This window comes from Polaribacter haliotis, assembly GCF_014784055.1.
Taxonomy (GTDB): domain Bacteria; phylum Bacteroidota; class Bacteroidia; order Flavobacteriales; family Flavobacteriaceae; genus Polaribacter; species Polaribacter haliotis.
Window position 1 is genome coordinate 2,229,240 of record NZ_CP061813.1, and the last position, 25,123, is coordinate 2,254,362.

The 25,123-nt window shown below is 31.3% G+C and carries 18 protein-coding genes; 14 read left to right on the forward strand and 4 right to left on the reverse strand.

Features of this window, described 5'->3' with window-relative positions; genetic code table 11:
• The first annotated feature begins 46 nt into the window (after positions 1-46).
• Both H9I45_RS09520 and H9I45_RS09525 read left to right on the forward strand, forming a co-directional pair.
• The gene (locus H9I45_RS09520) at positions 47-3,157 is read left to right on the forward strand and encodes a glycosyltransferase family 117 protein (RefSeq protein WP_088354812.1); all 3,111 of its coding nucleotides are present in this window, start codon (positions 47-49) and stop codon (positions 3,155-3,157) included.
• A gap of 6 nt (positions 3,158-3,163) precedes the next feature.
• The gene (locus H9I45_RS09525; RefSeq protein WP_088354811.1) at positions 3,164-3,808 is read left to right on the forward strand and encodes a polysaccharide deacetylase family protein; all 645 of its coding nucleotides are present in this window, start codon (positions 3,164-3,166) and stop codon (positions 3,806-3,808) included.
• Between the two features lie 165 nt (positions 3,809-3,973).
• On the opposite strand, the gene H9I45_RS09530 is transcribed toward H9I45_RS09525, so the two are convergent.
• Positions 3,974-4,267, reverse strand: a complete 294-nt coding sequence (locus tag H9I45_RS09530; RefSeq protein ID WP_088354810.1) for a thioredoxin family protein — start codon at positions 4,265-4,267, stop codon at positions 3,974-3,976.
• An 87-nt stretch (positions 4,268-4,354) separates the two neighbouring features.
• Positions 4,355-5,578 (reverse strand): metallophosphoesterase, encoded by a 1,224-nt coding sequence (locus H9I45_RS09535; RefSeq protein ID WP_088354809.1) that lies wholly within the window; start codon positions 5,576-5,578, stop codon positions 4,355-4,357.
• A 160-nt stretch (positions 5,579-5,738) separates the two neighbouring features.
• On the opposite strand from H9I45_RS09535, the gene polA reads away from it, so the two are divergent.
• The 4 genes from polA (at position 5,739) to H9I45_RS09555 (ending at position 12,912) form a co-directional block, all read left to right on the forward strand.
• Entirely contained in the window at positions 5,739-8,579 is a 2,841-nt protein-coding gene (gene polA, locus H9I45_RS09540; protein ID WP_088354808.1) for a DNA polymerase I, read from the forward strand.
• A 2-nt stretch (positions 8,580-8,581) separates the two neighbouring features.
• Positions 8,582-8,959: a hypothetical protein gene (locus H9I45_RS09545; RefSeq protein WP_088354807.1), complete on the forward strand. Its 378-nt coding sequence runs from the start codon at positions 8,582-8,584 to the stop codon at positions 8,957-8,959.
• Positions 8,960-9,041: 82 nt separating this feature from the next.
• Positions 9,042-11,873 carry a glycoside hydrolase family 3 C-terminal domain-containing protein gene (locus tag H9I45_RS09550; RefSeq protein WP_088354806.1) on the forward strand — a complete coding sequence of 944 codons (2,832 nt, stop codon included), beginning with the start codon at positions 9,042-9,044 and terminating at the stop codon, positions 11,871-11,873.
• A 79-nt stretch (positions 11,874-11,952) separates the two neighbouring features.
• Positions 11,953-12,912, forward strand: coding sequence for an L-threonylcarbamoyladenylate synthase (locus H9I45_RS09555; protein WP_088354805.1), 960 nt, complete (start codon positions 11,953-11,955; stop codon positions 12,910-12,912).
• Positions 12,913-12,964: 52 nt separating this feature from the next.
• Here the strand turns inward: H9I45_RS09555 and H9I45_RS09560 are convergent, their stop codons facing one another.
• Positions 12,965-13,519 (reverse strand): coiled-coil domain-containing protein, encoded by a 555-nt coding sequence (locus tag H9I45_RS09560; RefSeq protein ID WP_088354804.1) that lies wholly within the window; start codon positions 13,517-13,519, stop codon positions 12,965-12,967.
• A gap of 155 nt (positions 13,520-13,674) precedes the next feature.
• Between H9I45_RS09560 and H9I45_RS09565 the strand changes: the two genes are divergently transcribed.
• Positions 13,675-15,342 (forward strand): RluA family pseudouridine synthase, encoded by a 1,668-nt coding sequence (locus tag H9I45_RS09565; protein WP_228454832.1) that lies wholly within the window; start codon positions 13,675-13,677, stop codon positions 15,340-15,342.
• Positions 15,343-15,452: 110 nt separating this feature from the next.
• On the opposite strand, the gene H9I45_RS09570 is transcribed toward H9I45_RS09565, so the two are convergent.
• A complete protein-coding gene (locus H9I45_RS09570) occupies positions 15,453-18,080 on the reverse strand; it encodes a DUF5916 domain-containing protein (RefSeq protein WP_088354803.1) in 2,628 nt (875 codons plus the stop codon).
• Positions 18,081-18,321: 241 nt separating this feature from the next.
• On the opposite strand from H9I45_RS09570, the gene rplM reads away from it, so the two are divergent.
• From rplM to H9I45_RS09605, 7 genes are all read left to right on the forward strand, one after another.
• Positions 18,322-18,777: a 50S ribosomal protein L13 gene (gene rplM, locus H9I45_RS09575; RefSeq protein WP_088354802.1), complete on the forward strand. Its 456-nt coding sequence runs from the start codon at positions 18,322-18,324 to the stop codon at positions 18,775-18,777.
• Positions 18,777-19,163 (forward strand): 30S ribosomal protein S9, encoded by a 387-nt coding sequence (gene rpsI / locus H9I45_RS09580; RefSeq protein WP_088354801.1) that lies wholly within the window; start codon positions 18,777-18,779, stop codon positions 19,161-19,163. Before rplM ends, rpsI begins: the two co-directional genes overlap by 1 nt.
• A 151-nt stretch (positions 19,164-19,314) precedes the next feature.
• Complete coding sequence (gene rpsB, locus H9I45_RS09585; protein ID WP_088354800.1) at positions 19,315-20,133, forward strand: 30S ribosomal protein S2; 819 nt, start codon at positions 19,315-19,317, stop codon at positions 20,131-20,133.
• 48 nt (positions 20,134-20,181) lie between these two features.
• Positions 20,182-21,147 (forward strand): translation elongation factor Ts, encoded by a 966-nt coding sequence (gene tsf / locus H9I45_RS09590; RefSeq protein ID WP_088354799.1) that lies wholly within the window; start codon positions 20,182-20,184, stop codon positions 21,145-21,147.
• Positions 21,148-21,288: 141 nt separating this feature from the next.
• Positions 21,289-21,999, forward strand: coding sequence for a UMP kinase (gene pyrH / locus H9I45_RS09595; RefSeq protein ID WP_088354798.1), 711 nt, complete (start codon positions 21,289-21,291; stop codon positions 21,997-21,999).
• Between the two features lie 25 nt (positions 22,000-22,024).
• Positions 22,025-22,579 (forward strand): ribosome recycling factor, encoded by a 555-nt coding sequence (gene frr, locus H9I45_RS09600; protein ID WP_088354797.1) that lies wholly within the window; start codon positions 22,025-22,027, stop codon positions 22,577-22,579.
• A 96-nt stretch (positions 22,580-22,675) separates the two neighbouring features.
• The gene (locus tag H9I45_RS09605) at positions 22,676-25,054 is read left to right on the forward strand and encodes an efflux RND transporter permease subunit (RefSeq protein WP_088354796.1); all 2,379 of its coding nucleotides are present in this window, start codon (positions 22,676-22,678) and stop codon (positions 25,052-25,054) included.
• Positions 25,055-25,123 lie beyond the last annotated feature (69 nt).

Sequence of the window (25,123 nt, forward strand, 5' to 3'; positions counted from 1 at the left end):
TTTAATAATAATTATTATTAAATTCGCCACATATTATTTGTTCATTATGACATCAGAAAATTTTAAGAAATGGAACATCATTTTAGGATGGGTTACATTTGCTATTGCATTAATTACCTACACCTTAACATTAGAGCCTACTGTTAGTGCATGGGATGTAGGAGAATATATTTCTACTGCAGTAAAATTAGAGGTTGGGCATCCACCTGGAGCTCCATTATTTCAAATGTTAGGGGCATTTTTTGCAATGTTTACTTCAGATAATGCTGAAATTGCAAAAATGGTAAACTTTATGTCTGCTCTTGCTAGTGCATTTACAATTTTGTTTATGTTTTGGACCATTACAAATTTAGGAAAAAAACTAGCGCTAAAGTCTGGTAAATTTACTGACGGAAGTTACATCGCAATTTTAGGAAGTAGTATTGTTGGTTCTTTGGCTTACACATTTTCAGATAGTTTTTGGTTTAGTGCTGTAGAAGGTGAAGTGTATGCAATGTCTTCTTTTTTAATGGCACTTTTATTTTGGTTAGGCTTAAAATGGGAAAAAGAACTTGCAACTCCAAGAGGAAATAAATGGCTTATTCTAATCAGTTTTGTGGTAGGATTATCTTTTGGTGTTCACATACTTTCTTTGTTGGTAATTCCTGCAATTGTAATGCTATATTTCTTTAAAACATATAAAAATATCAACTTAAAAACCACTGCAGTTGCAACAGTATTATCTGTTATTGTTTTGGCTTTTGTCTTTAAATTTTTATTTCCTTTTACATTAAAATTCTTCAGTGCATCCGAACTATTTTTTATAAATACAGTTGGCTTGCCTTACAATTCAGGAAGTATTATCGCAGCAATTATTTTAGTTGCTTTGTTTTTCTTCGGATTAAAATATACACGTAAACAAAACAAAATACATACAAATACTTTAATTCTTTCGGTTTTATTTATTATGATTGGTTTTTCTTCTTGGATGATGTTACCAATTAGAGCAAACGCAAATACAACCATTAACGAAAACAATCCTTCAAGTGCACGTGAATTATTAGCTTATTACGAACGTGAACAATATGGAGATGCCAATGTTTTCTACGACACCTATTATTCAAATACATATAATAACGATCAAGATGGGGCGCAACCTTTTAAAGACGATAAGCCAAAGTATGAGAAAAAAGATGGCAAATACGTTATTGTAAATAAATATAAAAACGCCAACAGAAATTGGTCAGATAAACATAAAGGTTTTATTCCAAGAATGGTAGATCCTGCTGCAGAAGAAATGTACAAAGCAGTTGCTGGAATTCCAAAAAACAGCAAACGCAGACCTACTTTTGGCGAAAACATGAAGTTTATGTTTAGCTATCAATTTGGATATATGTATGGACGTTATTTTATGTGGAATTTTACAGGAAGACAAAACGATATTCAAGGAAGATTAGACATTTTTAACGGAAATTGGATTAGTGGAATCGATTTAATTGATGAAGCTAGATTGGGTTCTCAAAAGAAATTACCAACTCAAGTTTTAGAAAATAAAGGAAGAAATAAATATTACTTTTTACCCTTAATTCTAGGTATTATTGGTTTATTATTTCATATTAAATGGGATAAAGAAAATTTCTTTACACTCTTTTTATTCTTTGCTTTTACTGGTTTTGCTATTATTTTTTATACAAATCCAAAACCTTTTGAACCAAGAGAAAGAGATTATGCAGTGGTAGGAAGTTTTTACATTTTTGCCATTTGGATTGGTTTTGGTGTTTTAGCATTGTATGAATATTTAAAAAACATCGCTAATAAAAAAACGGTTGCAATTGTAGTTTCGGTTGTTTCTTTATTAGCAGTACCTACATTAATGGCTTCCGAAAATTGGGACGACCACGATCGTTCAAACAGATACACTACTCGTTTAAATGCACAAGCTTATTTAGAAAGTGCAGACCAAAATGCGATTATGTTTACGATTGGAGATAATGATACATTTCCACTTTGGTACATGCAAGAGGTAGAAGGAATTAGAACCGATTTAAAGTTGGTAAACACAAGTTTATTTGCAACAGATTGGTATATAGATCAAATGAAACGTGCAACTTACGATGCACCTCCAATTCCGTCTCAATTAACACACGACCAATACAAATATGGTAGTTTAGATGTGGCTTATTTCTTTGAAGAATTAAGAGCAATTCCTAAAGATTCTGCAATAGCGATTAAAGATTTTATGCGTTGGATGGAAAGTGATGATAAACGTACTTTTTACGATTTAGATGAAAATGGCATTCCTGAAAAAATGATGCCAACCACTAAAATTAGAATTCCAGTAAATAAGGAAAATGTTCTTAAAAGCGGCATTGTTGCACAAAAAGATGCAGACAAAATTGTTGATTATATAGACATTACAATAGGAAGAGCAATTGCTAAGAATCGTATTTTAATGTTAGATATTTTAGCAAATAACGATTGGAAACGCCCTATTTACTTTACAGGTGGTGCAAATGCAGATGAAGAATATATCTGGCTAAAAGATTACTTACAATTAGATGGTTTGGCTTTTAAATTAGTTCCTATTAAAACACCAATTAAATTCGAAGACGAAAGTGGAAGACAAAGAGAATTAAGCTTGTTTGATATTGGAAGAATAGATACAGAAAAAATGTACAATAACATCAAGAAATTAGAATGGAGAAACATTAATAACGGAGAAATTTATTTAGACGAACAAACCAAAAGGAATGCAATTTCTCTAAGAAATAGTTTAATGCGTTTGTCTGAAGCATTTGCAAAAGAAGGCGATACAATTAAAGCTTTAGAGGTTTTAGACTTATCTATAGACAAATTACCAATCGAAAAATTCGACCATTATAGTTTATCTTTAGGATATCCAGAAATGTATTACTTGTTAGGAAAGCAAGAGAAGGCAAGAGAAACTGCGGAAATTTTATTAACTCTTTACAAAGAAAAAGCAATTTGGTTTAGCACCTTTAAGATAGATGATTTGAATGCCATTGAAGAGGAATTCCAAAGAACTTTTTACATTTTAGACACTCTTTTAAATGATTTAAAAAATTACGATAAAGATGCAGAATATGTTACAAAACAAAAACAATCTGTAGATGACGTATTTAAGCTTTTTAGTCATTTATTGCCAGATGAACAATAAGTTTTTATGAAAGTATATTTCCCCCGAACGCCAGATTTTATTGCGAGAATTTTCTCTAAATATATCTGGCGTTTTTCTTTAAACAAAAAGGAAATATATCTCACTTTTGATGATGGACCAACTCCAGAAATTACCGAATTTGTTTTAGCAGAATTAAAGAAATATAATGCAAAAGCAACCTTTTTTTGCATTGGAAAAAACATAGAAAATCATCCAGAAATTTTTAACAAAATTATTACTGATAAACATACTGTTGGAAATCATACGCAAAATCATTTGAATGGTTGGAAAACTAAAACCAACATTTATATAGATAATTTTTTGAAGTGTGAAAAAACAATTACACATTTCAACAATTCAACAATTAAACAACCACTTTTTAGACCTCCTTATGGGAAAATAAAAAAAAGTCAAGCTAAAGAAATCCTAAAAAAAGGCTATAAAATTATAATGTGGGACGTTTTATCTGCAGATTTTGATACTTCTATTTCTGAAGAAAAATGTTTACAAAATGTTTTAAGAAATACTAAAAACGGAAGTATTATTGTTTTTCACGATAGTGTAAAAGCTTCTGAGAAATTGCGTTTTGTATTGCCCAAAGTTTTAGAAGAATTTTCTAAAAAAGGATTCGAGTTTAAGGCAATAAAATAAACTAGCAAACAAGTTTAGCCCTGATTGAAACGACATCCTTTTTATTACTTAAATAAAAGCAATTTGTTTATAAATTATGAGATTGCCACATAAAGCAAAAAATTTTATTCATAATGACAAATAAAAAGATATAGTGGAAAGCAGGAAATAGCTTCAGAAAAAAAATTAAAAATATTCTTTAACCAAACCTATTAAGGTTTTTGCGTCTTGGAAACCTGTTTGGCGCCATTTCATTTGGCCATTTTTGTAAATCATAAAAGTTGGGTTTCCTTTTACACGCAAAGCGTCTGCTAAAGTTTCGTTCTTTTTAATATCGATCTTAATTACTTTGGCTTTATCGCCTAAAGCTGCAGCAACATCTCTTAAAGTATGTACGTTGTTTTCTACCTCGTCCCAATCTGTGTAAAAATCGATTAGAACTGGTTTATCTACACTAATTAATTCGCCAAATTTTGTCATAACATAAAGTTTTTAAGGGGGAAAAACGTATAAATTACTCAATCGTTCTGTAACAAATATAAGAATTCTTATTGAATTAGCTGATTATCAACCTTTTTTAAGCTCGATAACTGTAATTTCTGGCCAAATTCCAACACGTCCTGGAAATGCATGGTAACCAAAACCTCTGTTTACATTAATATATCTGCCTGCTTCATTGTACAAACCTGCCCATTGTTTATAGACATATTTAGATGGACTCCATTTTAACCAACCAGGAATTTCGATTCCCATTTGCAAACCATGTGTATGGCCGCTTAAAGTTAATTGGTAATTAAAAGGGTCTTGTTTAACTTTGTATTCCCAATGACTTGGGTCGTGAGACATTAAAATTTTAAAATCTTCTTGCTTTACGTTTGTTGATGCTCGCTGCAAATCTCCTGCTTGGTTGAATCCTTTTCCCCAATTTTCTACGCCAAGAAGAGCGATTTTTTGTCCGTCTTTTTCTAAATATCTATGTTCGTCCAACAATAAATCGAAACCAATTTTTTTATGAATATCTTTTACTTGCTGAAAATTGTCTACTTTATCTTGCGGATTTTTCCAATCCATATAATCGCCATAATCATGGTTTCCAAGAATAGAAAACTTTCCTCCTTTTGCTTCTAATTTATCGAAAACATCGATCCAATTGTCCATTTCATCTGCTTTATTATTTACTATATCTCCTGTAAATAACATAATATCAGAATTTTGCTCATTAATTAAATCGACTCCGTATTTTATTTTTTCCTTATTGGTAAAACTTCCTGAATGAATATCTGAAATTTGAGTGATGGTAAAACCGTCAAACGCTTCTGGTAAATCTTTAAAAGTTAAGCTATATTTTAAAACTTTGTAATTGTATTTTCCTTGAATAATTCCGTAAATAAAACCAGCAAAAGGTATTGCAGCCAAACCTAATGCAATTTGAGAAATGAATTTTCTTCTAGTTGGTAAAGGTTGCGTTTCTCCATTGGAAATTGCTGAAATCGCTTTTACAATCCACCTATAAATATCTTCGCCAAAAAGCATAAAAATAATAACTAGTTTAGGAATTGATACTGTTAGTAAAATTCCCATTGCCATTTGAAACTCGGGTGTTTGTCCTTTGCTTCTATCGTAAGTTAAAACGGTTAAGAAGAAATAGACATAAGTTGCTACACTTATTGCTAAAAAAGAAAAACGAACTAATTTACTTTTAGATATGGTTTTAAATGCTTGAAAAGTATAAACTTCTACAACAATAATTAAAACTAATAAAATGATAAGAGGAATTAACCAACGTGGCATAAAATAAATTTAAAAAATTTATCAAAGATACTGCTTAAAACACCGATTGAATTTTAATAGGATGTTAAAGTTTCGTAGCTTTACTGCAGAGTCTGTAGTGACAATTATTAAATCACTCATTTCTATCTTATATTTTATTTTTAATAGCAAAAACAACTCTATGCAAGATCAAAAAAGAGTCTTTTTAGTTGATGCGTACGCATTAATTTTCCGAGGATATTATGCCTTTATAAAAAACCCAAGAATTAATTCTAAAGGTTTAGACACCTCTGCAATTATGGGTTTTATGAATTCACTTTTAGATGTAATTAAAAGAGAAAGACCAGATAAATTAGCCGTTTGTTTCGATAAAGGTGGCAGTGCAGACAGAGTAGAAATGTTCGAAGCTTATAAAGCCAATAGAGATGCAACTCCAGAAGCCATAAAATTGGCGGTTCCATATATTATGGAAATTCTAAAAGCGATGCACATTCCTATTATGGTAAAAGAAGGTTTTGAGGCAGATGATGTTATTGGAACACTTTCTAAACAAGCAGAAAAAGAGGGTTACAAAACTTTTATGGTAACTCCAGATAAAGATTTTGCACAATTAGTTTCCGAAAATATTTTTATGTACAAACCACGTTTTGGTGGTGGTTATGATATTTGGGGAGTTCCTGAAGTATTGGCAAAATTCGAAATTACAGATCCTTTACAAGTCATCGATTTTTTAGGAATGATGGGAGATTCTTCCGATAATATTCCTGGTTTGCCAGGAGTTGGAGAAAAAACTGCAAAGAAGTTTTTGGCTGCTTATGGTTCTATGGAAAACTTATTGGCAAACACACATGAGCTAAAGGGAAAAATGAAAGAGAAAATAGAAGCTAATGGCGAGTTAGGTTTACTTTCCAAGAAATTGGCAACTATTATGTTAGATGTTCCTGTAACTTTTAATGCAGAAGATTTTGAGTTAGACCAACCAGATGTAGAAAAAGTAACTGAAATTTTTAACGAATTAGAATTTAGAAATTTATTAACGAATTTCTTACGAACTTTTTCGACTGAAACAACCACAAATACTTCTGATAATAAAACTGAAGAAAAACCAAAAGCGGTTGCTAAAAAAACAGCTTCAAATACTGAAGGTCAGTTTGATTTATTTGCTGCTCCTGGAACTGGAAGTGTTTCTGAAGCTGAAGTTGCATCTGGATTTAAAACGATTGAAAACACAAATCATTTTTATCAACATATAGATTCTCCTTTCTCAAGAAAATTATTACTTCAAAAATTAATGCAACAAACTTCGGTTTGTTTTGACACTGAAACTACTGGTTTAAAAGCCTTAGAAGTGGAATTAATCGGAATTGCATTTTCTTATGAAATCGGAAAAGGATACTATGTTTCATTCCCTGAAGACCAAGAAGAAACAAAGGCAATTTTAGAAGAATTTAGACCATTTTTCGAAAGTGAAATCGAGAAAATTGGGCACAATTTAAAATATGATATTAAAGTATTATCGAATTATAAAATGCCTGTAAAAGGGAAATTATTCGACACAATGATTGCGCATTATTTAATCAATCCAGATATGCGACATAATATGGATGTTTTGGCAGAAACGTATTTGAATTATCAACCAGTTTCTATTACAGAATTGATTGGTAAAAAAGGAAAAAATCAGCTTTCTATGAGAGTTGTACCAATTGCAGACCAAACAGAATATGCTGTGGAAGATGCAGACATAACTTTTCAACTAAAACAATTGTTTACTGGTGAATTGGAAAGTGGAAACGTAACCAAATTATTTAATGATATTGAATTGCCTTTGGTTTCCGTTTTAACAGCCATGGAAATTGAAGGAATTAACGTAAATGTAGATTTCTTAAAGGAATTATCAGTTGCGTTAACGGATGATATCAACAGACTTGAAAAAAATATTTACGAACAAGCTGGAGAAGAATTTAATATTGCTTCTCCAAAACAATTAGGAATTGTGTTGTTCGAAAACATGAAGTTGGTAGACAAACCAAAAAAGACAAAAACAGGACAATATAAAACGGGTGAAGACATTTTATCTTACTTGGCAAAAGACCATAAAATTATTAGAGATATTCAAGAATATCGCCAATATAAAAAATTACAAAGCACGTATGTAGATGCTTTGCCTAATGAAATTAACCCAAAAACCGGAAGAATTCATACACAATATATGCAAGCTGTAGCTGCAACTGGAAGGTTGAGTTCTAACAACCCGAATTTACAGAATATTCCAATTCGTACAGAAAGAGGAAGAGAAGTTCGTAAAGCATTTATTCCAAGAGATGAGAATTATGTATTATTGGCAGCCGATTATTCTCAAATTGAATTGCGAATTATTGCAGCTTTAAGTCAAGAAGAAACCATGATAAATGCGTTTAAAAATGGCGAAGATATTCATGCTTCAACCGCTGCAAAAGTATTTAATGTTCCTATTGATGAAGTTACTCGTGAGCAAAGAAGCAACGCAAAAACAGTAAATTTTGGAATTATTTATGGAGTTTCTGCTTTTGGTTTAAGTAATCAAACAGATTTATCGAGAGGAGAAGCAAAAGAATTAATTGATACGTATTACGAAACCTACCCAAAATTAAAAGCATACATGTCTGCACAAGTAGATTTTGCAAGAGAACATGGCTTTGTAGAAACGGTTTTAAACAGACGTAGATATTTAAAAGATATTAATTCGCAAAATGCAATGGTAAGAAGTGGCGCAGAAAGAAATGCTGTAAATGCGCCCATACAAGGTTCTGCAGCAGATATTATTAAATTAGCAATGATAAATATTCACAAACGTTTTGAAGAAGAAAACTTTAAATCGAAGATGCTATTGCAAGTACATGATGAATTGGTTTTTGATGCTCATAAAGACGAGTTAGAAATAATAAAACCAATTATAAAACACGAAATGGAAAATGCTTTTAAAATGGAAGTTCCTTTAGATGTAGAGATGGATATTGGTTTAAACTGGTTAGAAGCGCATTAAATATGAAATTAGATTATATAGACAATTACAATGGTCTTCAAGAAAATATTGTTCGCTTATTTGATTTTGATAAAGCTGAAGCAATTCAATTCAGAGATTTATTGAAAGATACGGTTATCGACCAAAAACAACGGTTAGATTTATCTCAAATTGATTTTATCGACACAGAAGATTGTAATTTAATTTTTGGTTTATTCAAATCGGATGAAGGAATTCTAACCAAAGACAACGAAACGTATTTCTGCATTTTAACAATGGAAAGTTATATGGAAATGCTTCGTCTTTTAGAGCCTTTTTGCAAGAAAGAATCAAAAGGATATCAATATTTATATGATGTAGATACGCCCACAGATTTGTTGTTTGCGCCGAATGCGAATTGATGAAATTTATCTCTGAACTTAAAAAAAGAAAAGTTAATATACCTTATTAGTCTCAACATAATTTTACGACAAAAAAAAAATCATGATAAAAACTTCCTTAACACTTATTTTTAGTCTGCTTTTATTGGGCAATTTTAATGCTCAAGAATTGTATGCTCCTAAATCGAATATTTATAAAAAAGATTATATCGATTTCAACAAAAACGGAAAAAAAGACATTTTTGAAGATACCACACAAGATATCGAAAAACGTGTAGATGATTTACTTTCTCAAATGAACATCAACGAGAAAACGAATCAAATGGTTACGCTTTATGGTTATCAAAGAGTTCTAAAAGACGCCTTACCAACCGAAGATTGGAAAACTCAAATTTGGAAAGATGGAATGGGTTCTATTGACGAGCATTTGAATGGTTTTCGTGGCTGGGGAAGAGCACCACAAGACAACGAAAATGTTTGGCCAGCTTCTAAACATGCTTGGGCATTAAACGAAGTACAACGTTGGTTTATTGAGGAAACAAGAATGGGTATTCCTGTAGATTTTACAAATGAAGGTATTCGTGGTGTAGAAGCTTTTAAAGCCACAAATTTCCCTACACAATTAGGTATTGGACATACTTGGAACAAAAATTTAGTACGTGAAATTGGAAATATTACAGGAAAAGAAGCGCGTATTTTAGGCTATACAAACGTATATGCTCCAATTTTAGATGTGGGTAGAGATCAAAGATGGGGACGTTATGAAGAAATTTATGGAGAGTCTCCTTTTTTAGTAGCAGAATTGGGTATAGAAATGTGTAAAGGTTTACAAACAGATATGCAAGTAGCAGCAACTGGTAAACATTTTGCAGCATACAGTAATAATAAAGGTGCTCGTGAAGGATTTTCTAGAACAGATCCTCAAATGTCGCCACGTGAAGTGGAAAGAATCCACATTTATCCTTGGAAACGTGTTATAAAAGAAGCGAACTTAATGGGTATTATGAGTTCTTATAACGATTATGATGGGGTTCCTATTCAAGGTTCTAAATATTGGTTAACAGATAAATTACGAGGAGAGCTTGGTTTTAAAGGATATATTGTTTCAGATAGCGATGCTGTAATTTACATGTATAACAAACATAAAACTGCTAAAACTTATAAAGATGCTATTAAAATGGCTGTAAATGCAGGGTTAAATATGCGTTGTACCTTCCGATCGCCAGATAGTTTTGTGTTACCTCTTCGTGAATTGATAAGTGAAGGTGAAGTAACAATAGAAACTATTAATAAATTAGTTAAAGATATTCTAAGAGTAAAGTTTTTAACGGGTCTTTTTGATGCTCCTTACGTTAAGGATATGAAAAAAGCGGATGAACTTGTTTACAGTAAAGAACATCGAAAAATAGCATTACAAGCATCCAGAGAATCTATTGTTCTTTTAAAGAATGAAAACAATCTTCTTCCTCTTAAAAAAGGATCTATAAAAAAAATAGCAGTTTCTGGCCCAAATGCAAATGATGCTTCTTACGCCTTAACACATTATGGACCAGTTGCAGTAGACGTTACCACAGTTTTACAGGGAATTAAAAATAAAGTAGGTTCTGAAGCAGAAGTTCTTTACACAAAAGGTTGTGACATTATAGATAAAAATTGGCCTGAATCAGAAATTATTGATTTCGATTTAACAAAACAAGAGCAAGAAGAAATAAACAAAGCTGTAGAACAAGCAAAACAAGCAGATATAGCAGTGGTTGTTGTTGGTGGAAATGGTAAAACTTGTGGAGAAAATAAATCTCGTACAAGTTTAAATTTACCAGGACATCAATTAAAATTAATTAAAGCAGTTTATGCAACAGGAACTCCTACTGTTATTGTTCAAATTAGTGGGCGTCCTTTAAGTATAAATTGGACGAATAAAAATGTGCCAGCTATCTTAGCGGCTTGGTATCCAGGTTCAGAAGGTGGTACTGCAGTTGCAGATGTACTTTTTGGAGATTACAATCCTGGTGGAAAATTAACAGTAACTGTTCCAAAAACAGTAGGTCAAATTCCTATGAATTTCCCTTACAAACCAGCTTCTCAAATTCCTGCTGGTTCTGCTGGAGTAAACAATCCTTTGTATTCTTTTGGTTATGGTTTAAGTTATACTACTTTTAAATATTCTGGTTTAAAGATTTTTCCATTGGTGCAAAAACCAGGAGAAAACATTACAGTTTCTTTTAATGTAACCAATACTGGTAAAGTCGCTGGAGACGAAGTTGTACAACTTTATACACAAGACAAAGTAAGCTCTGTAACAACTTATGTCCAAAATTTAAGAGGTTTTGATCGTGTACACTTAAAACCAGGAGAAACAAAAAATGTAAGCTACACAATTAAACCAGAAGATTTAGAGTTTTTAGATGCTAAAATGAAATGGGTTGTGGAACCAGGTGAGTTTAAAATTGAAATTGGTTCTTCGTCTGAAGACATTCGTTTAACAGGAACTTTTGCAATTGCAGATAAGGGAAATTTTGATGAAGTTAGAAAAAAACTTAAGTCAGAAAATCGATTAGAAAACTATGTACACACCTCTAGTTCAAGAGATAACATAAAAAACTTATTTGATAATAATACCAATACTTATTGGAGCACAGATAAAAAAAGCCCTTCTATAGATATAGAATTAGAAGATAATTCTAGTCCGCAAGAAATTGAAATTGCATTTTACAAAGGAGACGAGCGAAAATATAAATTTGAAGTTCAACTTTCATGTGGTGGTGGCCAATTTATTACTGCATTTAAAGGGGAGAGTTCTGGAAAAACAAAAAAATTAGAAGCTTTTAAATTAAAACAATGTACATCTAGTGATATTCGTATTATATTCTCTGGCAATACAGCAAACGAATGGTCTGCAGTTACTGAACTACGTGTAAAAGAAATGAAAAAATAATTTTAAAAAACGTTTCTTTTAAAAGTTCTTTTCTATTTTATGTTGAAATCATTTTTATGTGTAATTTCGCAACCGAATTATGAGCATAATTTCTAAAGACATACAAAAGGCAGTAAAACTATTAACTAACGAGCAATTGGTAGCAATACCAACTGAAACAGTTTATGGCTTGGCTGGAAATATTTTTAGCGAAAAAGCAATAAAAAGCATTTTTTCGACAAAGAAACGTCCGTTTTTTAATCCGTTAATTGTACATATTTCTGGGGTAGAAAAATTAGAAAACATAGTAACTCATATTCCTGAAAAAGCAAAGTTATTAGCAGACGCTTTTTGGCCAGGTTCTATGACATTGGTTTTAAAAAAGAGCGAAAAAATTCCTGATTTAATTACTGCTGGAAAAGATACAGTTGCAGTTCGTATTCCAAATCATCCAGTAACTTTAGAATTGTTAAGACAATTGCCTTTTCCTTTGGCAGCTCCAAGTGCAAATCCTTTTGGAAGTATTAGTCCTACAAAACCAGCACATGTAGAACGTTATTTTAAAAATGATATTCAGCAAGTTTTAGATGGTGGTTCTTGCGAAAACGGAATCGAATCTACCATTATTGGTTTCGAAAACGAAGAGCCAATTATTTACAGATTAGGTGCCTTGGCTTTGGAAGATATTGAAGCTGTTGTTGGTAAAATTACAATTAAAAACAAGAAAGAACAAAGCCCAGATGCTCCAGGAATGTTGGCAAGACATTATGCACCTTCTACGAAAACTTTTTTGGTAGATAATGTTGCTCATGAAATTAAAAATCATCCGAATAAAAAAATAGGAATTTTAGTTTTTAAAGACTCTTTAAAAGATAAAAATCTCACAGAAATTATTCTATCTGAAAACGGATTAATGCATGAAGCAGCCTCTAAATTGTATAATTCTTTACACGAATTAGATAGTTTAAAGTTAGATGTTATTATTGCAGAACGTTTTCCTGATAATGGTTTAGGAAAGTCGATTAACGATCGTTTACAACGTGCAACTTTTAGCGCATAAAAAAAGGATAGCTTTTCAGCTACCCTTTTATAAAATCAAAATAATGTTTTGATTATGATTTTTTATATTTTGCAATAACTTCATTCAACTCTTCACGTAAATCATCAAATTTCTCGTTTAAATCTTCGATGTTTTGCTTTACTTTATCTGCTTCGTCGTTTTTATTATCAACTACATTTTTATACTCTTTTTGAATATTTTTAATATCGTCCATAACCTCATCCGTTTTTAACCAAGCAGGAATATTATTTCCTAAACTAGCAATTGTACCTTTTAAATTTTCAATTCTAGTGTTTACTTCATCTGTATCTAAGTTCTCTATATCACTTAATTCTTTATTTGCAATGGTAAATCCATCCCAATTGTCAAAAGCTAAAGAACCATCAGAATCCATTTTGTAATTTACTTCTGTTCCGTCTTCTAATTTCATTTTCATTTCTTGGAAACCTTCAGAAATATCATCGCCAATTTCTTCCATCGTATTTTCTACTTGCTCCATCTTTTCATCTACCTTATCTTCTACTTTTTCTTTCTTTGTTTTATCACAAGAAACAAATAGTAAACCTGTTATCGCTAATACTGCTGTTAATTTTTTAATTGTTTTCATATTTATTATTTTTTGATTGTTTTTACTAATTTGATACAAAACTATAGCAAATTGACAGTTTACATTAACACAAATAGATTTAATATGAACTCTTTAGAAAACACTACTTCTATATTTTATAACAGATAAACTAACTATCTTTGGCAATTATTCTTATGAAATTGAAACATATTCAACATTTTAAAACAGCTACTTCTGGAATTTCTCTTCCAGAAAAATTTACGTTTCCTTTTTATTACCAACCACATCCGTTGGCTAAAATAGCTGCAAAAGAATTGCAAGATTATTTAGAAAATCAAAACGATTTTATACATAATTTCGGTTTTAATGCTGATGATAAAGAAACTGCAATCGGAAAAATGTTTGGAGTTTTAGTAGTGAAAAATAAACAAAACGAATTAGGATATTTAGCGGCTTTTTCAGGAAAATTAGAAGACGAAAGTTGCCCTGAAACATTTGTGCCACCAGTTTTCGATTTAAGAACTAAAAATAGTTTTTACAGAAAAGGCGAGTTAGAGATTGAACAGATTAGCATTCAATTAGAAGCTTTAAAAAGCGATAGAAACTATCTTCGATTAAAAAAAGAAGTAAAAAAATTATCCAAAGAAATTGAAGATGATTTAGCTCTGCAACGTAAAAAATTGAAACTAAATAAAAGTAAAAGAAAAGCCCTAAAAAAAGAAAATATAAATGCTGATGATTTTAAAAACCTTGAAAAAAAATTAACGCAAGAAAGTTATAACGACCAGTTTTTCTACAAAGAATTGGTGGAATATTACAATGCTAAAATTGATAAGAAAAGAACAAACCTTATTAATATTGAAGCAAATATTTCAACATTAAAAAAATTAAGGAAAACGACTTCTGCTTTTTTACAACAAACGTTGTTCGAGAAATTTCAATTTTTGAATCAGCAAAAAGAATCAAAAGCACTGATTGACATTTTTAACAATCCCGAAATAAAACCTCCTGCTGGTTCTGGAGAATGTGCTGCTCCGAAATTATTACAGTTTGCATTTAAAAACGATTTAACGCCAATTTGTATGGCAGAATTTTGGTGGGGAATTTCGCCAAATTCAGCAATTAGAAAACACAAAAACTTTTATCCTGCTTGCCAAAGTCGATGCAAACCTATTTTAGAACACATGTTATCTGGCATTAAAATGGATGAGAATCTATTAATCAAAGAAATTTCAAAAGACAAAGATTTAGAGATTATTTATGAAGATGATGTTTTAATTGCCGTAAATAAACCCGCAGAATTTTTATCGGTTCCTGGAAAAGAAATTAGCGATTCTGTTTATACTCGAATTAAGGATAAATATCCAAATGCTACTGGTCCTTTAATTGTGCATAGATTAGACATGTCTACTTCAGGGATTTTATTATTAACGAAAACCAAAGAAGCTAATAAGGTTTTACAGAGTCAGTTTATAAACAGAAGTATTAAAAAACGCTATGTTGCTTTGTTAGATGGAAATTTACCCGAAAATAAAGGAAAAATAAAATTGCCTTTACGTGTAGATTTAGACGACAGACCAAAACAATTGGTTTGTTACGAACATGGAAAAAATGCAGAAACCATTTGGGAAGTTATTGAAAGAAAAAACAATAAAACGCGTGTTTATTTTTATCCAATAACTGGTAGAACGCATCAACTTAGAGTACATGCTGCTCATAAAAACGGATTAAATTCACCCATAATTGGTGACGATTTATATGGAAAAAAAGAAAATAGATTGCATTTGCATGCCGAATTTATTGAGTTTTTGCATCCTACAACAAACGAAAAAATGAATTTTAGAATTGCGCCTGATTTTTAGGATTTAGTATTAAGACACGAATTTCACAATTTGCTCAAATTATTTTTTTTCTAGAAATTAATTTAGGTTTCGACTGCGCTCAAGCAGACAACTTTAACTATTCAATAAACTTATCTTACAAATCTATAAGTCGCTTTAATTAGAAAAGTATCATTGGCAGGAACATCAAAAACTTGTGTTCTTACACTCTTGCTTAAAGAATCTTCGAAATCTTGACTTCCAGAAGAACCTCTTGCCCAAACAAAAAAGAGTTCGGACCCTGGAATATATTCCCATCTTACTACTAAATTTGTTTGCAATTGCACAAAAGAGAAATCTGGTTTTCCGAAAGAATAATCTGTTACATTATCTTTATTTTCATCAATTAAAAAATTATTATTCGCATCTGTAGAAATTTGATTTTCATCAAACATATTTACTCGATCGCTAAATGAACTCGCAACTGAATTATTTACAAAATTAAAATCGGAATATCTTCCTCTAGAAATAAATGGTTGTCCATAAAACTGAACCGAAAAATTAGGATTTAAACTGTAATTCAATCTTAAGGTGGTTGTCCAAGAATCGTTTTCTATGTTTCCTAAAATGTATCTTTTTATATTTCCAAAATCTCTGGTGGTTACATATTGCGATTTGTCTTGGGTTTGTTCAAACTCATTTTCTAAAGACATGCTAAAAGAATCGAAAGGCTGGTAATTCATCCGAAAAACATATCTATTTCTACTAAACACATCTTCGTTACTTCTAACAATAACATGCCCTAAAGTAGCACTAAACTTTCTACTCCTATCTGTACCAACAAACGCGTAAATAAATTTATCATCTGCAACTCGCCAACGTGGGCCACCTCTTAAAAAAGCATTTCTATGAATTTGGCTGCTAGAACCCATTCCTATTTCTGTAAACCAATTGTTTTTCCAATTTATGTTTCCTTCTAACTCGAATCTTATTCTGTTTAAATTCCCACCAAAATCGTAAGTTGATGATTGCTCTACTTGCAGACTCATTTCTCTATAGATTCCTTTTGGAACTTGCCACAAATATTTTCCTTCAACAAACTGAATCATTTCATCTGTATTTCTTAAAAAACCAACATCATTTAATTCTAATTCTGGCGAACGCCAAATAAAACCTCCATTGTATCTCCAATTTCCTCCACCTTGTTTTCCTGCTTCAATTCTTCCTCCAGTTCCTGTTAACGAAGTTCTTGTTGGGTCTAAATTCACATAAGTTGCATCTGGTCTTTGGAATAATCTTGCAATAGAAAGTTGTGTGTTTTCAATAGCTTCCTTACTTCCTGTAACATGACTCATTATTGCATTTCCTTCCAAATAAAAGTCTCTTTTTCGCCAAGTATGCCTAAAATCAATTCCACCTGTATAAGCAGCTTTGTGTAATTCAGTAAAATTACCGTCTAAATTTCTGTTTGTAGCTGTAAAGATTCCTCCTAAATAAGAATTTCTTTCATTAAAATCTTTTTGGGCTCTTGCAACAAAATAATTAGTTAACGGCTCTACAATTTCTTCTCTTGTTTTACCATCTGTTTGTTTTATTTCTGCATATTCGTTTGCAGTAACACTTTCTAAAACACCAATAAACCAACCATCTTTGGTTTTTCCAGAAAATTTTGCAGCTCCTAAAATTGTTGAATTTTGTGGAACATTTGCAAATTCTCCAATTTTTAAATTTGCATTTCTATGTGGATTCCTACCAATTCTTCTACTATAAAAAAGATTGTCTCTTCCATTTGCAAATTCAAAATCGAAAATATTTTTATTTTCTACAAAAAACGGTCTTTGTTCCTTAAAGAAAATCTGAAACCCATCCAAAGCAATCGCTCCAGGATCTGCTTCTACTTGACCAAAATCTGGATTTATGGTTAAATCTAGAGTCAAATCGTTCGTAATTCCAATTTTTGCATCTAAACCACCATTGATTTTAAAATCGCTTCCATCCCTATATGGGTTTCCTGGTTCTGCAGGATAATTATCGTATTGTAAAACCGTAAAAGGTTGAATTTCTAATTGTTTTTGAGATTTTAAATTCACCAATCCATGTAATTCTCCTGCTTCACTTATATAACCTGCTTGGTCGTTTGGAATTCGTTGCCAAAGAGAACGCTCTTGCAATCTAAAAATAGTTCTGTTTACATTAAAACCCCAAATTTGCTCTTTATCGTCTCCAAAACGTAATTGACTAAATGGAATTTTCATTTCTGCAGTCCATCCTTTATTATCTACTTTTGCGTTTGTGTACCAAATAGGGTTCCAACTATCGTCCCAATTATTTCCATTTTGGGTAACAATTTCTTCTCCTTTAACACCAGCAGCAGTTGTTGTAAAAACAAAAGCCGTTCTTTTATCGTGATAACTATCTATAATTACATTTATTCTGTCGCCAGCAAAACCATCTCTTCTTGTTAATCTTTGTTGAATTAATTCTGGATTATCATCCAAAGCTCTTAAAGCGATATACAAGTATTTCGCATCGTACATTACTTTAAACTTAGTTTGATATGTTGGTGGTGTTCCTTCATCTGGATTATTTTCTGTAAAATCTGAGGACCATTCTACAGCATTCCAAGCTTCTTCATTTATAAAACCATCAATTACAGGAACTGCATTCAATTTTTTAGTAGTGTAAATTCTTTTCGGAAGCGATGTATTTTTAACCTCTTGCGCAGAGAAATTCAATGCAAAGAAAACACTTATAAAAAGTGATATATATTGTAATTTCATTTGTTTGGGTTGTTATTTGACGAAGATAAATATGCTAAAAAAAGCAGGATTTTATCATCTTACAAAAGTAACCTTCTATTTTCTTAACGATATGTTAATTATTGTTAGATGATTTTTGAAAATTAAATTCATAAAAATAATTCTAAACCACTATTTGTCAATCAAATAAATAGTAGTACATTTGCACTCCTTTTTTAAGGAAAAATTAATTTATTAACACACAAAAACTAATAGTGTAATTATGAACACATTAAGTTACAAAACAGTATCAGCAAACAGCGCTACCGTAAACAAGGAGTGGGTTTTAGTTGATGCGGACGGGCAAACGTTGGGTCGTCTATCTTCTAAAATAGCAAAGCTAATTAGAGGTAAATACAAACCAAATTTTACTCCTCACGTAGATTGTGGAGATAACGTGGTTATTATCAACGCAGAAAAAATTGTTTTAACTGGAAACAAATGGAGAGACAAATCTTACATTCGTCACACAGGATATCCAGGAGGACAAAGATCGTTAACTGCAACAGAAATGTTCGAGAAAGATCCTACAAGATTAATCGAGAAAGCAGTAAAAGGAATGTTACCTAAAAATACTTTAGGAAGTGCTTTATTTAGAAACTTGTATGTTTATGCAGGAACAGAGCACAAACATGATGGGCAAAAACCTAAAGCTATTAACCTTAACGATTTAAAATAATGGATACAGTTCACAAAATAGGTAGAAGAAAAACTGCTGTTGCTCGTATTTATCTTTCTGAAGGAAAAGGTAACATTACAGTTAACAAAAAAGACTATAAAGATTACTTTTCAACTGGAACTTTACAGTATAAAGTACAACAACCATTAATGTTAACAGAAAACTTAGAGTCTTACGACATAAAAGTAAATGTTTATGGTGGTGGTGTAACTGGACAAGCAGAAGCAATTCGTTTGGCAATTACAAGAGCTTTAGTTTCTATTGATGCAGATCATAGAGCTGTATTAAAACCAGAAGGTCTTTTAACACGTGATCCAAGAATGGTAGAACGTAAGAAATTCGGTCAGAAAAAAGCACGTAAAAAATTCCAATTCTCGAAACGTTAATATTTTACAGAATTTATTCTGTAATTTATTATATCGAGAACTGTTATTATTACAAAAAATTAATATTAAACAGTTTAGCATCTAAATAGTTAAGACTCGAAAGACTACTTAATTATTGATTTCACAAACAGAAAGTAAACACATTTATAAAATGGCAAACATAAATATTCAAGAATTATTAGACAATGGAGTACATTTTGGTCACTTAACAAGAAAGTGGAACCCAAACATGGCACCATATATTTATACAGAACGTAATGGTGTACACATCATCGATTTGTATAAAACTGCAGCTAAAATAGAAGAGACTTCAGAAGCTTTGAACAAAATCGCTAACTCTGGTCGTAAAATTTTATTCGTAGCTACAAAAAAGCAAGCAAAAGATATCGTTGCTGAAAAAGCAAAAGCAGTAAACATGCCTTACATCACAGAAAGATGGCCTGGGGGAATGTTAACAAACTTTGTTACTATTAGAAAAGCTGTTAAAAAAATGGCTCAAATCGATAGAATGAAAACTGACGGTTCTTTTGATGCATTGTCTAAAAGAGAGAAATTACAAATAAACAGACAGAGAGAAAAATTAGAAAAGAATTTAGGTTCTATATCTGATATGACTCGTTTACCTGGTGCTTTATTTATAGTAGACATCAAAAAAGAGCACATTGCTGTAGCAGAAGCTCAAAAATTAAACATTCCTATTTTTGCAATGGTAGATACGAACTCTGATCCAAGACAAGTAGACTACGTAATTCCAGCAAACGACGATGCTTCTAAGTCTATCGACAAAGTATTATCTTTTGTAACGGATGCAATTGCTGAAGGTTTATCTGAAAGAAAAGCAGACAAAGCTGATAAGGAAAAAGCAAAGGAAGTTAAAAAAGAAGCTAAAGCAGAAGCTCCTAAAAAGGAAGAAGCTAAAGCTGAGGTTGCTCCTGAAGTAACTGAAACTCCTGCTGAAGAAAAAAAATAATTTAATAACAATTTAGAAATTTTATATTTCTATAAAAAAATAAGTGACATGGTAAAAGTAAGTGCTGCTGATGTTAAAAAATTAAGAGAAGCAACTGGAGCTGGTATGATGGACTGTAAAAAGGCATTAGTAGAAGCAGAAGGTAACTTCGAACAAGCAATTGATGTTTTACGTAAAAAAGGTCAAAAAATTGCTGCAAAAAGAGCTGATAGAGAATCTACAGAAGGTGTTGCAGTAACAAGAATTAATGACGATAAAACTGCAGGTGTTGCAATAGTATTAGCTTGTGAGACAGATTTCGTAGGTAAAAACGAATCTTTCGTAGCTTTAGGTGGTCAATTCGCAGATATCGCTTTAAATTTCGATAACAAAGAAGATTTCTTAGCTGCAGATTTTGGTGGTATGACAGTTGCTGATAAATTAGTTGAACAAACTGGTGTTATTGGTGAAAAGTTAGAAATTACAGCTTTTGAAAAAGTAGAGGCTGCTTATGTTGGTGCTTACACTCACATTGGTAAAATTGCTGCTTTAGTAGGTTTATCTGCTGTTGTAGACAATGCTGAAACGTTAGCAAAAGATGTAGCAATGCAAGTAGCTTCTATGGGAGCTACAACTTTATCTTACAAAGATTTCGATCCTGCATTTGTTGCAGCAGAAACTGAAGCTAGAATTGCTGTAATTGAAAAAGATAATATTGAGTTAGGTAGATTAGGGAAAACGTTAAAGAACGTACCTCAATTTATTTCTATGTCTCAATTATCTGATGAAGTTCTAGCAAAAGCTGAAGAAGCTGCAAAAGCAGAATTAAAAGCTGAAGGTAAACCAGAACAAATTTGGGATAGAATCTTACCAGGAAAAATGGAAAGATTTATTGCAGATAACACAACTTTAGATATGGAGCAGTGTCTTTTAGACCAGTCTTTTATTAAAGATGAAAAGAAAAATGTTGCACAATATGTTGCTACTTATGGCGATGTTGAAGTTTCAACTTTCAAAAGAGTTACTTTAGGGTAAATCCAGTATTGTTATTCTTGCAAGTAAAAAGAATACCATAAATAAATAAAACCTCGTTTTCAAAATATTTGAAAGCGAGGTTTTTTAGTTATTAAAAAATTAAAAAAAAAACGTAGTTTTGCACAACTATCAAAACAAACTATGCAATACAAGAGAATTCTTTTAAAATTAAGTGGAGAAGCTTTAATGGGCGATAGACAATATGGAATAGATCCTAAACGTCTTGCGGAATATGCTAAAGAAATTAAAGAAGTAGTCGAAAAAGGAATTGAAGTTGCCATTGTAATTGGTGGTGGAAATATCTTTAGAGGCGTTGCTGGCGCTGCAAATGGTATGGATCGAGTTCAAGGAGATCATATGGGAATGTTAGCAACTTGTATAAATGGTTTGGCATTGCAAAGTGCTTTAGAAGATGCAGATGTAAAAACAAGGTTACAAACTGCTTTAGAAATTAAAGAAGTTGCAGAACCTTATATTAAAAGAAAAGCAATTCGTCATTTAGAAAAAGGACGCGTTGTTATTTTTGGAGCAGGAACAGGAAATCCATATTTTACAACTGATACAGCTGCAGTTTTAAGAGCAATTGAAATTGATGCAGATGCCATTTTAAAAGGAACTCGTGTAAATGGAATTTACAATGCAGATCCTGAGAAAGATAAAAATGCTGTAAAATTTGAAACTATTACTTTCAAAGAAGTTATAGAAAAAGGCTTAAAAGTAATGGATATGACAGCATTTACTTTAAGTGAAGAAAACAATTTGCCAATTATTGTTTTTGATATGAATACCAATGGAAATTTACTGAAATTAGTTTCTGGAGAAAAAATTGGTACTATTGTTGATTCTAAATAATAAAAATCTTTAAAAAATACTGAAGATGAACGAAGAAATTGAGTTTATATTAGACACTGCCAAAGAAGCTATGGAAAAAGCAATGGCGCACTTAGAAAAAGAATTACGTACAATTAGAGCTGGTAAAGCAACACCATCTATGTTAGGAACTGTTATGGTAGATTATTATGGTTCACAGACTCCATTAAGCCAAGTTGCGAACGTAAATACACCAGATCCAAGAACATTAAGTGTGCAGCCTTGGGAAAAGAATATGTTACAACCTATTGAGAAAGCAATTCAAATTGCGAACCTAGGTTTAAACCCAATGAATAATGGTGATATTATTATGATAAATGTACCACCATTAACAGAAGAACGTAGAATAAATTTAGCAAAACAAGCGAAAGCAGAAGCTGAAGATGCGAAAGTTGGAATTAGAAATGCACGTAAAGATGCAAATAATGATACTAAAAAATTAGACATTTCAGACGATTTAAAGAAAATCGTAGAAGATGATGTTCAGAAATTAACAGACGCATTCGTAAAGAAAACAGAAGAAATACTTTCTGTTAAAGAAGAAGAAATAATGAAAATTTAATGTTTTCTAAAAAATAAAAAAGAGTGTTTTCTAAAACACTCTTTTTTTTTGCTCCTACCTTTCTAATTTAGTTACCTTTGCTATAAATACTTTTTAATGAATTTCTGGACAAAAGCAGCGGGTCTAATTCTACGAAACCGCTATTTAGTTTTATTAATAATAGCTATAATAACTGGTTTATTAGCATCCCAAATGAAGTATATGAAATTTTCATATACAGAAGCAAACTTGTTACCAGAAGATCATATTGCAAACGTAGAATACAATAAATTTCTTGAAATTTTCGGTGAAGAAGGGAATTTAGTAATTCTAGGAGTGAAGGATTCAACCGTTTTTACACCTGAAAAATTTAATGCTTGGAATAAATTAGTCGAACAATTCGACGAAAGAGACGAAATTGATTTTACCATTTCTATTGCTGACGTTCAAAAATTGAAAGCAGATAGAAAAAAACGAAAATTTGTTTTAGAACCTTTATACGAAAAAAATCCAACTACTACAGAAGAAGTAAATGCGATAAAAAAACAGCTTTTCGAGAAGCTTCCATTTTATGATAATCTTCTTTATAACAAAGAAACAGGAACTTTACAAACTGCTATTTACATTAAAAAAGAAATTATAAATACGCCAAAACGTAGAGATTTTATTTTTGATGTTTTAATTCCTGCAATCAAAAAATTCGAAAAAGAAAACAACTTAGATGTTCGTGTTTCTGGAATGCCTTATATAAGAACGCTAAATGCACAAAACATTCAAGATGAAATAATTCTTTTTGTTGTTGGAGCTTTGGGAATTACCGCACTTATTTTCTTCTTTTTCTTTCGTTCTTTTAGAGCAACTTTTATTACACTTTTAGTCGTTTTAATTGGAGTTATTTGGGCATTTGGCTTTATTGGTTTATTTCGATATGAAATAACTGTTTTATCAGCTTTAATTCCACCTTTAATTATTGTAATTGGAGTTCCCAATGCTGTTTTTCTTATTAATAAATATCAGCAAGAAATAAAAAAACACGGTCAGCAAGCAAAAGCATTACAACGTGTAATTGCTAAAATTGGTAATGCTACTTTAATGACAAATATTACAACTGCGTCTGGTTTTGCAACCTTTGTTTTTGTAAAAAGTAACTTACTGCGTGAATTCGGAATTTTAGCTTCCGTAAATATTATTAGCATTTTCATTTTGGCATTGTTAATCATTCCGATTATTTACAGTTTTATGCCACTTCCAAAGAAAAAACATTTGAATCATCTTGAAAAAAGATGGATAGAGAATGTAGTAGATTGGATGGAGAAAATGGTTAGAAACCAAAGAATTACGATATACTTTACCACAGTTGTTGTAATTGTTTTGGGAATTATTGGTGTGTATATGATTCGTGTTTCTGGTAGTTTGATTGAAGACATGCCTAAGAAAATGGATTTCTATAAAGATATTAAATTCTTCGAAAAAGAGTTTGGTGGAATTATGCCATTAGAAATCTTAATCGACACAAAAAAGGATAAAGGTGTTATGAAACTTTCCACTTTAAAAAAGATGGAAAAACTAAATGAAGCCATTGAGACTTTTCCTGAATTATCGAAACCAATTTCTGTTGTAAACTTAGTTAAATATTCTAAACAAGCATACTATAAAGGGAATCCAAAATATTATCAACTACCAACATCACAAGAACAAAGTTATATATTTTCGTATACCAAAAATTCTAATAACGATGCTGGCATGCTTAAAACATTTGTAGATTCTACTGGACGTTATGCTAGAATTACTACTTTTATGAAAGATATTGGTACAGACAAAATGGACGTTATTCAGGAACGTTTAAAAGCTGTAATTGCCAAAGAATTTCCTTCAGATAAATATTCGGTTTCGTTAACTGGAAAAGCATTGGTTTTTATAAAAGGAACCAATTATTTGATTAAAAATTTAGTAATTTCTTTATCCTTAGCTATTTTATTAATTGCCATTTTTATGGCTTGGATGTTTCGATCGCCACAAATGATTTTAATTTCCTTAATTCCAAATATGCTTCCACTCCTAATTACTGCAGGATTAATGGGGTTTTTGAATATTCCTATAAAACCATCTACAATTTTAGTTTTTAGTATTGCTTTTGGTATTTCTGTGGATGACACCATTCACTTTTTGGCAAAATACAGGCAGGAATTAATTGCCAATAAATGGAAAATAAAACCTTCTGTCTATGCTGCTTTACGTGAAACTGGAGTAAGTATGTTTTATACTTCCATTGTATTATTTTTCGGTTTCTTGGTATTTACTTTATCAAGTTTTGGAGGAACAATTGCTTTGGGTGGTTTGGTTTCTGTAACGCTTTTATTAGCTATGGTTTCTAACTTGTTACTATTACCTTCATTATTGTTAACTTTTGAAAAGAAAATAGCAAATAAGAAGGTGTTTAAGGAACCTGCAATGAAGATTTTTCCGCAGAATGAAGAGGAGGAATCGAAGAAATAATTTGTTTCTAGAGTCTTCTAATTATTTTTTTAAAGAATATACATAAAACCCTTTAAGTAATACTTAAAG

Bases quoted from the DNA above. Each gene is read 5' to 3' on its own strand.
- pyrH (WP_088354798.1), top strand. From the start codon at position 21,289: ATGCAATACAAGAGAATTCTTTTAAAATTAAGTGGAGAAGCTTTAATG.
- H9I45_RS09565 (WP_228454832.1), top strand. From the start codon at position 13,675: ATGAAATTGAAACATATTCAACATTTTAAAACAGCTACTTCTGGAATT.
- H9I45_RS09535 (WP_088354809.1), bottom strand. From the start codon at position 5,578: ATGCCACGTTGGTTAATTCCTCTTATCATTTTATTAGTTTTAATTATT.
- H9I45_RS09545 (WP_088354807.1), top strand. From the start codon at position 8,582: ATGAAATTAGATTATATAGACAATTACAATGGTCTTCAAGAAAATATT.
- polA (WP_088354808.1), top strand. From the start codon at position 5,739: ATGCAAGATCAAAAAAGAGTCTTTTTAGTTGATGCGTACGCATTAATT.
- H9I45_RS09605 (WP_088354796.1), top strand. From the start codon at position 22,676: ATGAATTTCTGGACAAAAGCAGCGGGTCTAATTCTACGAAACCGCTAT.
- rpsB (WP_088354800.1), top strand. From the start codon at position 19,315: ATGGCAAACATAAATATTCAAGAATTATTAGACAATGGAGTACATTTT.
- H9I45_RS09555 (WP_088354805.1), top strand. From the start codon at position 11,953: ATGAGCATAATTTCTAAAGACATACAAAAGGCAGTAAAACTATTAACT.
- frr (WP_088354797.1), top strand. From the start codon at position 22,025: ATGAACGAAGAAATTGAGTTTATATTAGACACTGCCAAAGAAGCTATG.
- H9I45_RS09520 (WP_088354812.1), top strand. From the start codon at position 47: ATGACATCAGAAAATTTTAAGAAATGGAACATCATTTTAGGATGGGTT.
- tsf (WP_088354799.1), top strand. From the start codon at position 20,182: ATGGTAAAAGTAAGTGCTGCTGATGTTAAAAAATTAAGAGAAGCAACT.
- H9I45_RS09570 (WP_088354803.1), bottom strand. From the start codon at position 18,080: ATGAAATTACAATATATATCACTTTTTATAAGTGTTTTCTTTGCATTG.
- H9I45_RS09560 (WP_088354804.1), bottom strand. From the start codon at position 13,519: ATGAAAACAATTAAAAAATTAACAGCAGTATTAGCGATAACAGGTTTA.
- H9I45_RS09525 (WP_088354811.1), top strand. From the start codon at position 3,164: ATGAAAGTATATTTCCCCCGAACGCCAGATTTTATTGCGAGAATTTTC.
- rpsI (WP_088354801.1), top strand. From the start codon at position 18,777: ATGGATACAGTTCACAAAATAGGTAGAAGAAAAACTGCTGTTGCTCGT.
- H9I45_RS09550 (WP_088354806.1), top strand. From the start codon at position 9,042: ATGATAAAAACTTCCTTAACACTTATTTTTAGTCTGCTTTTATTGGGC.
- H9I45_RS09530 (WP_088354810.1), bottom strand. From the start codon at position 4,267: ATGACAAAATTTGGCGAATTAATTAGTGTAGATAAACCAGTTCTAATC.
- rplM (WP_088354802.1), top strand. From the start codon at position 18,322: ATGAACACATTAAGTTACAAAACAGTATCAGCAAACAGCGCTACCGTA.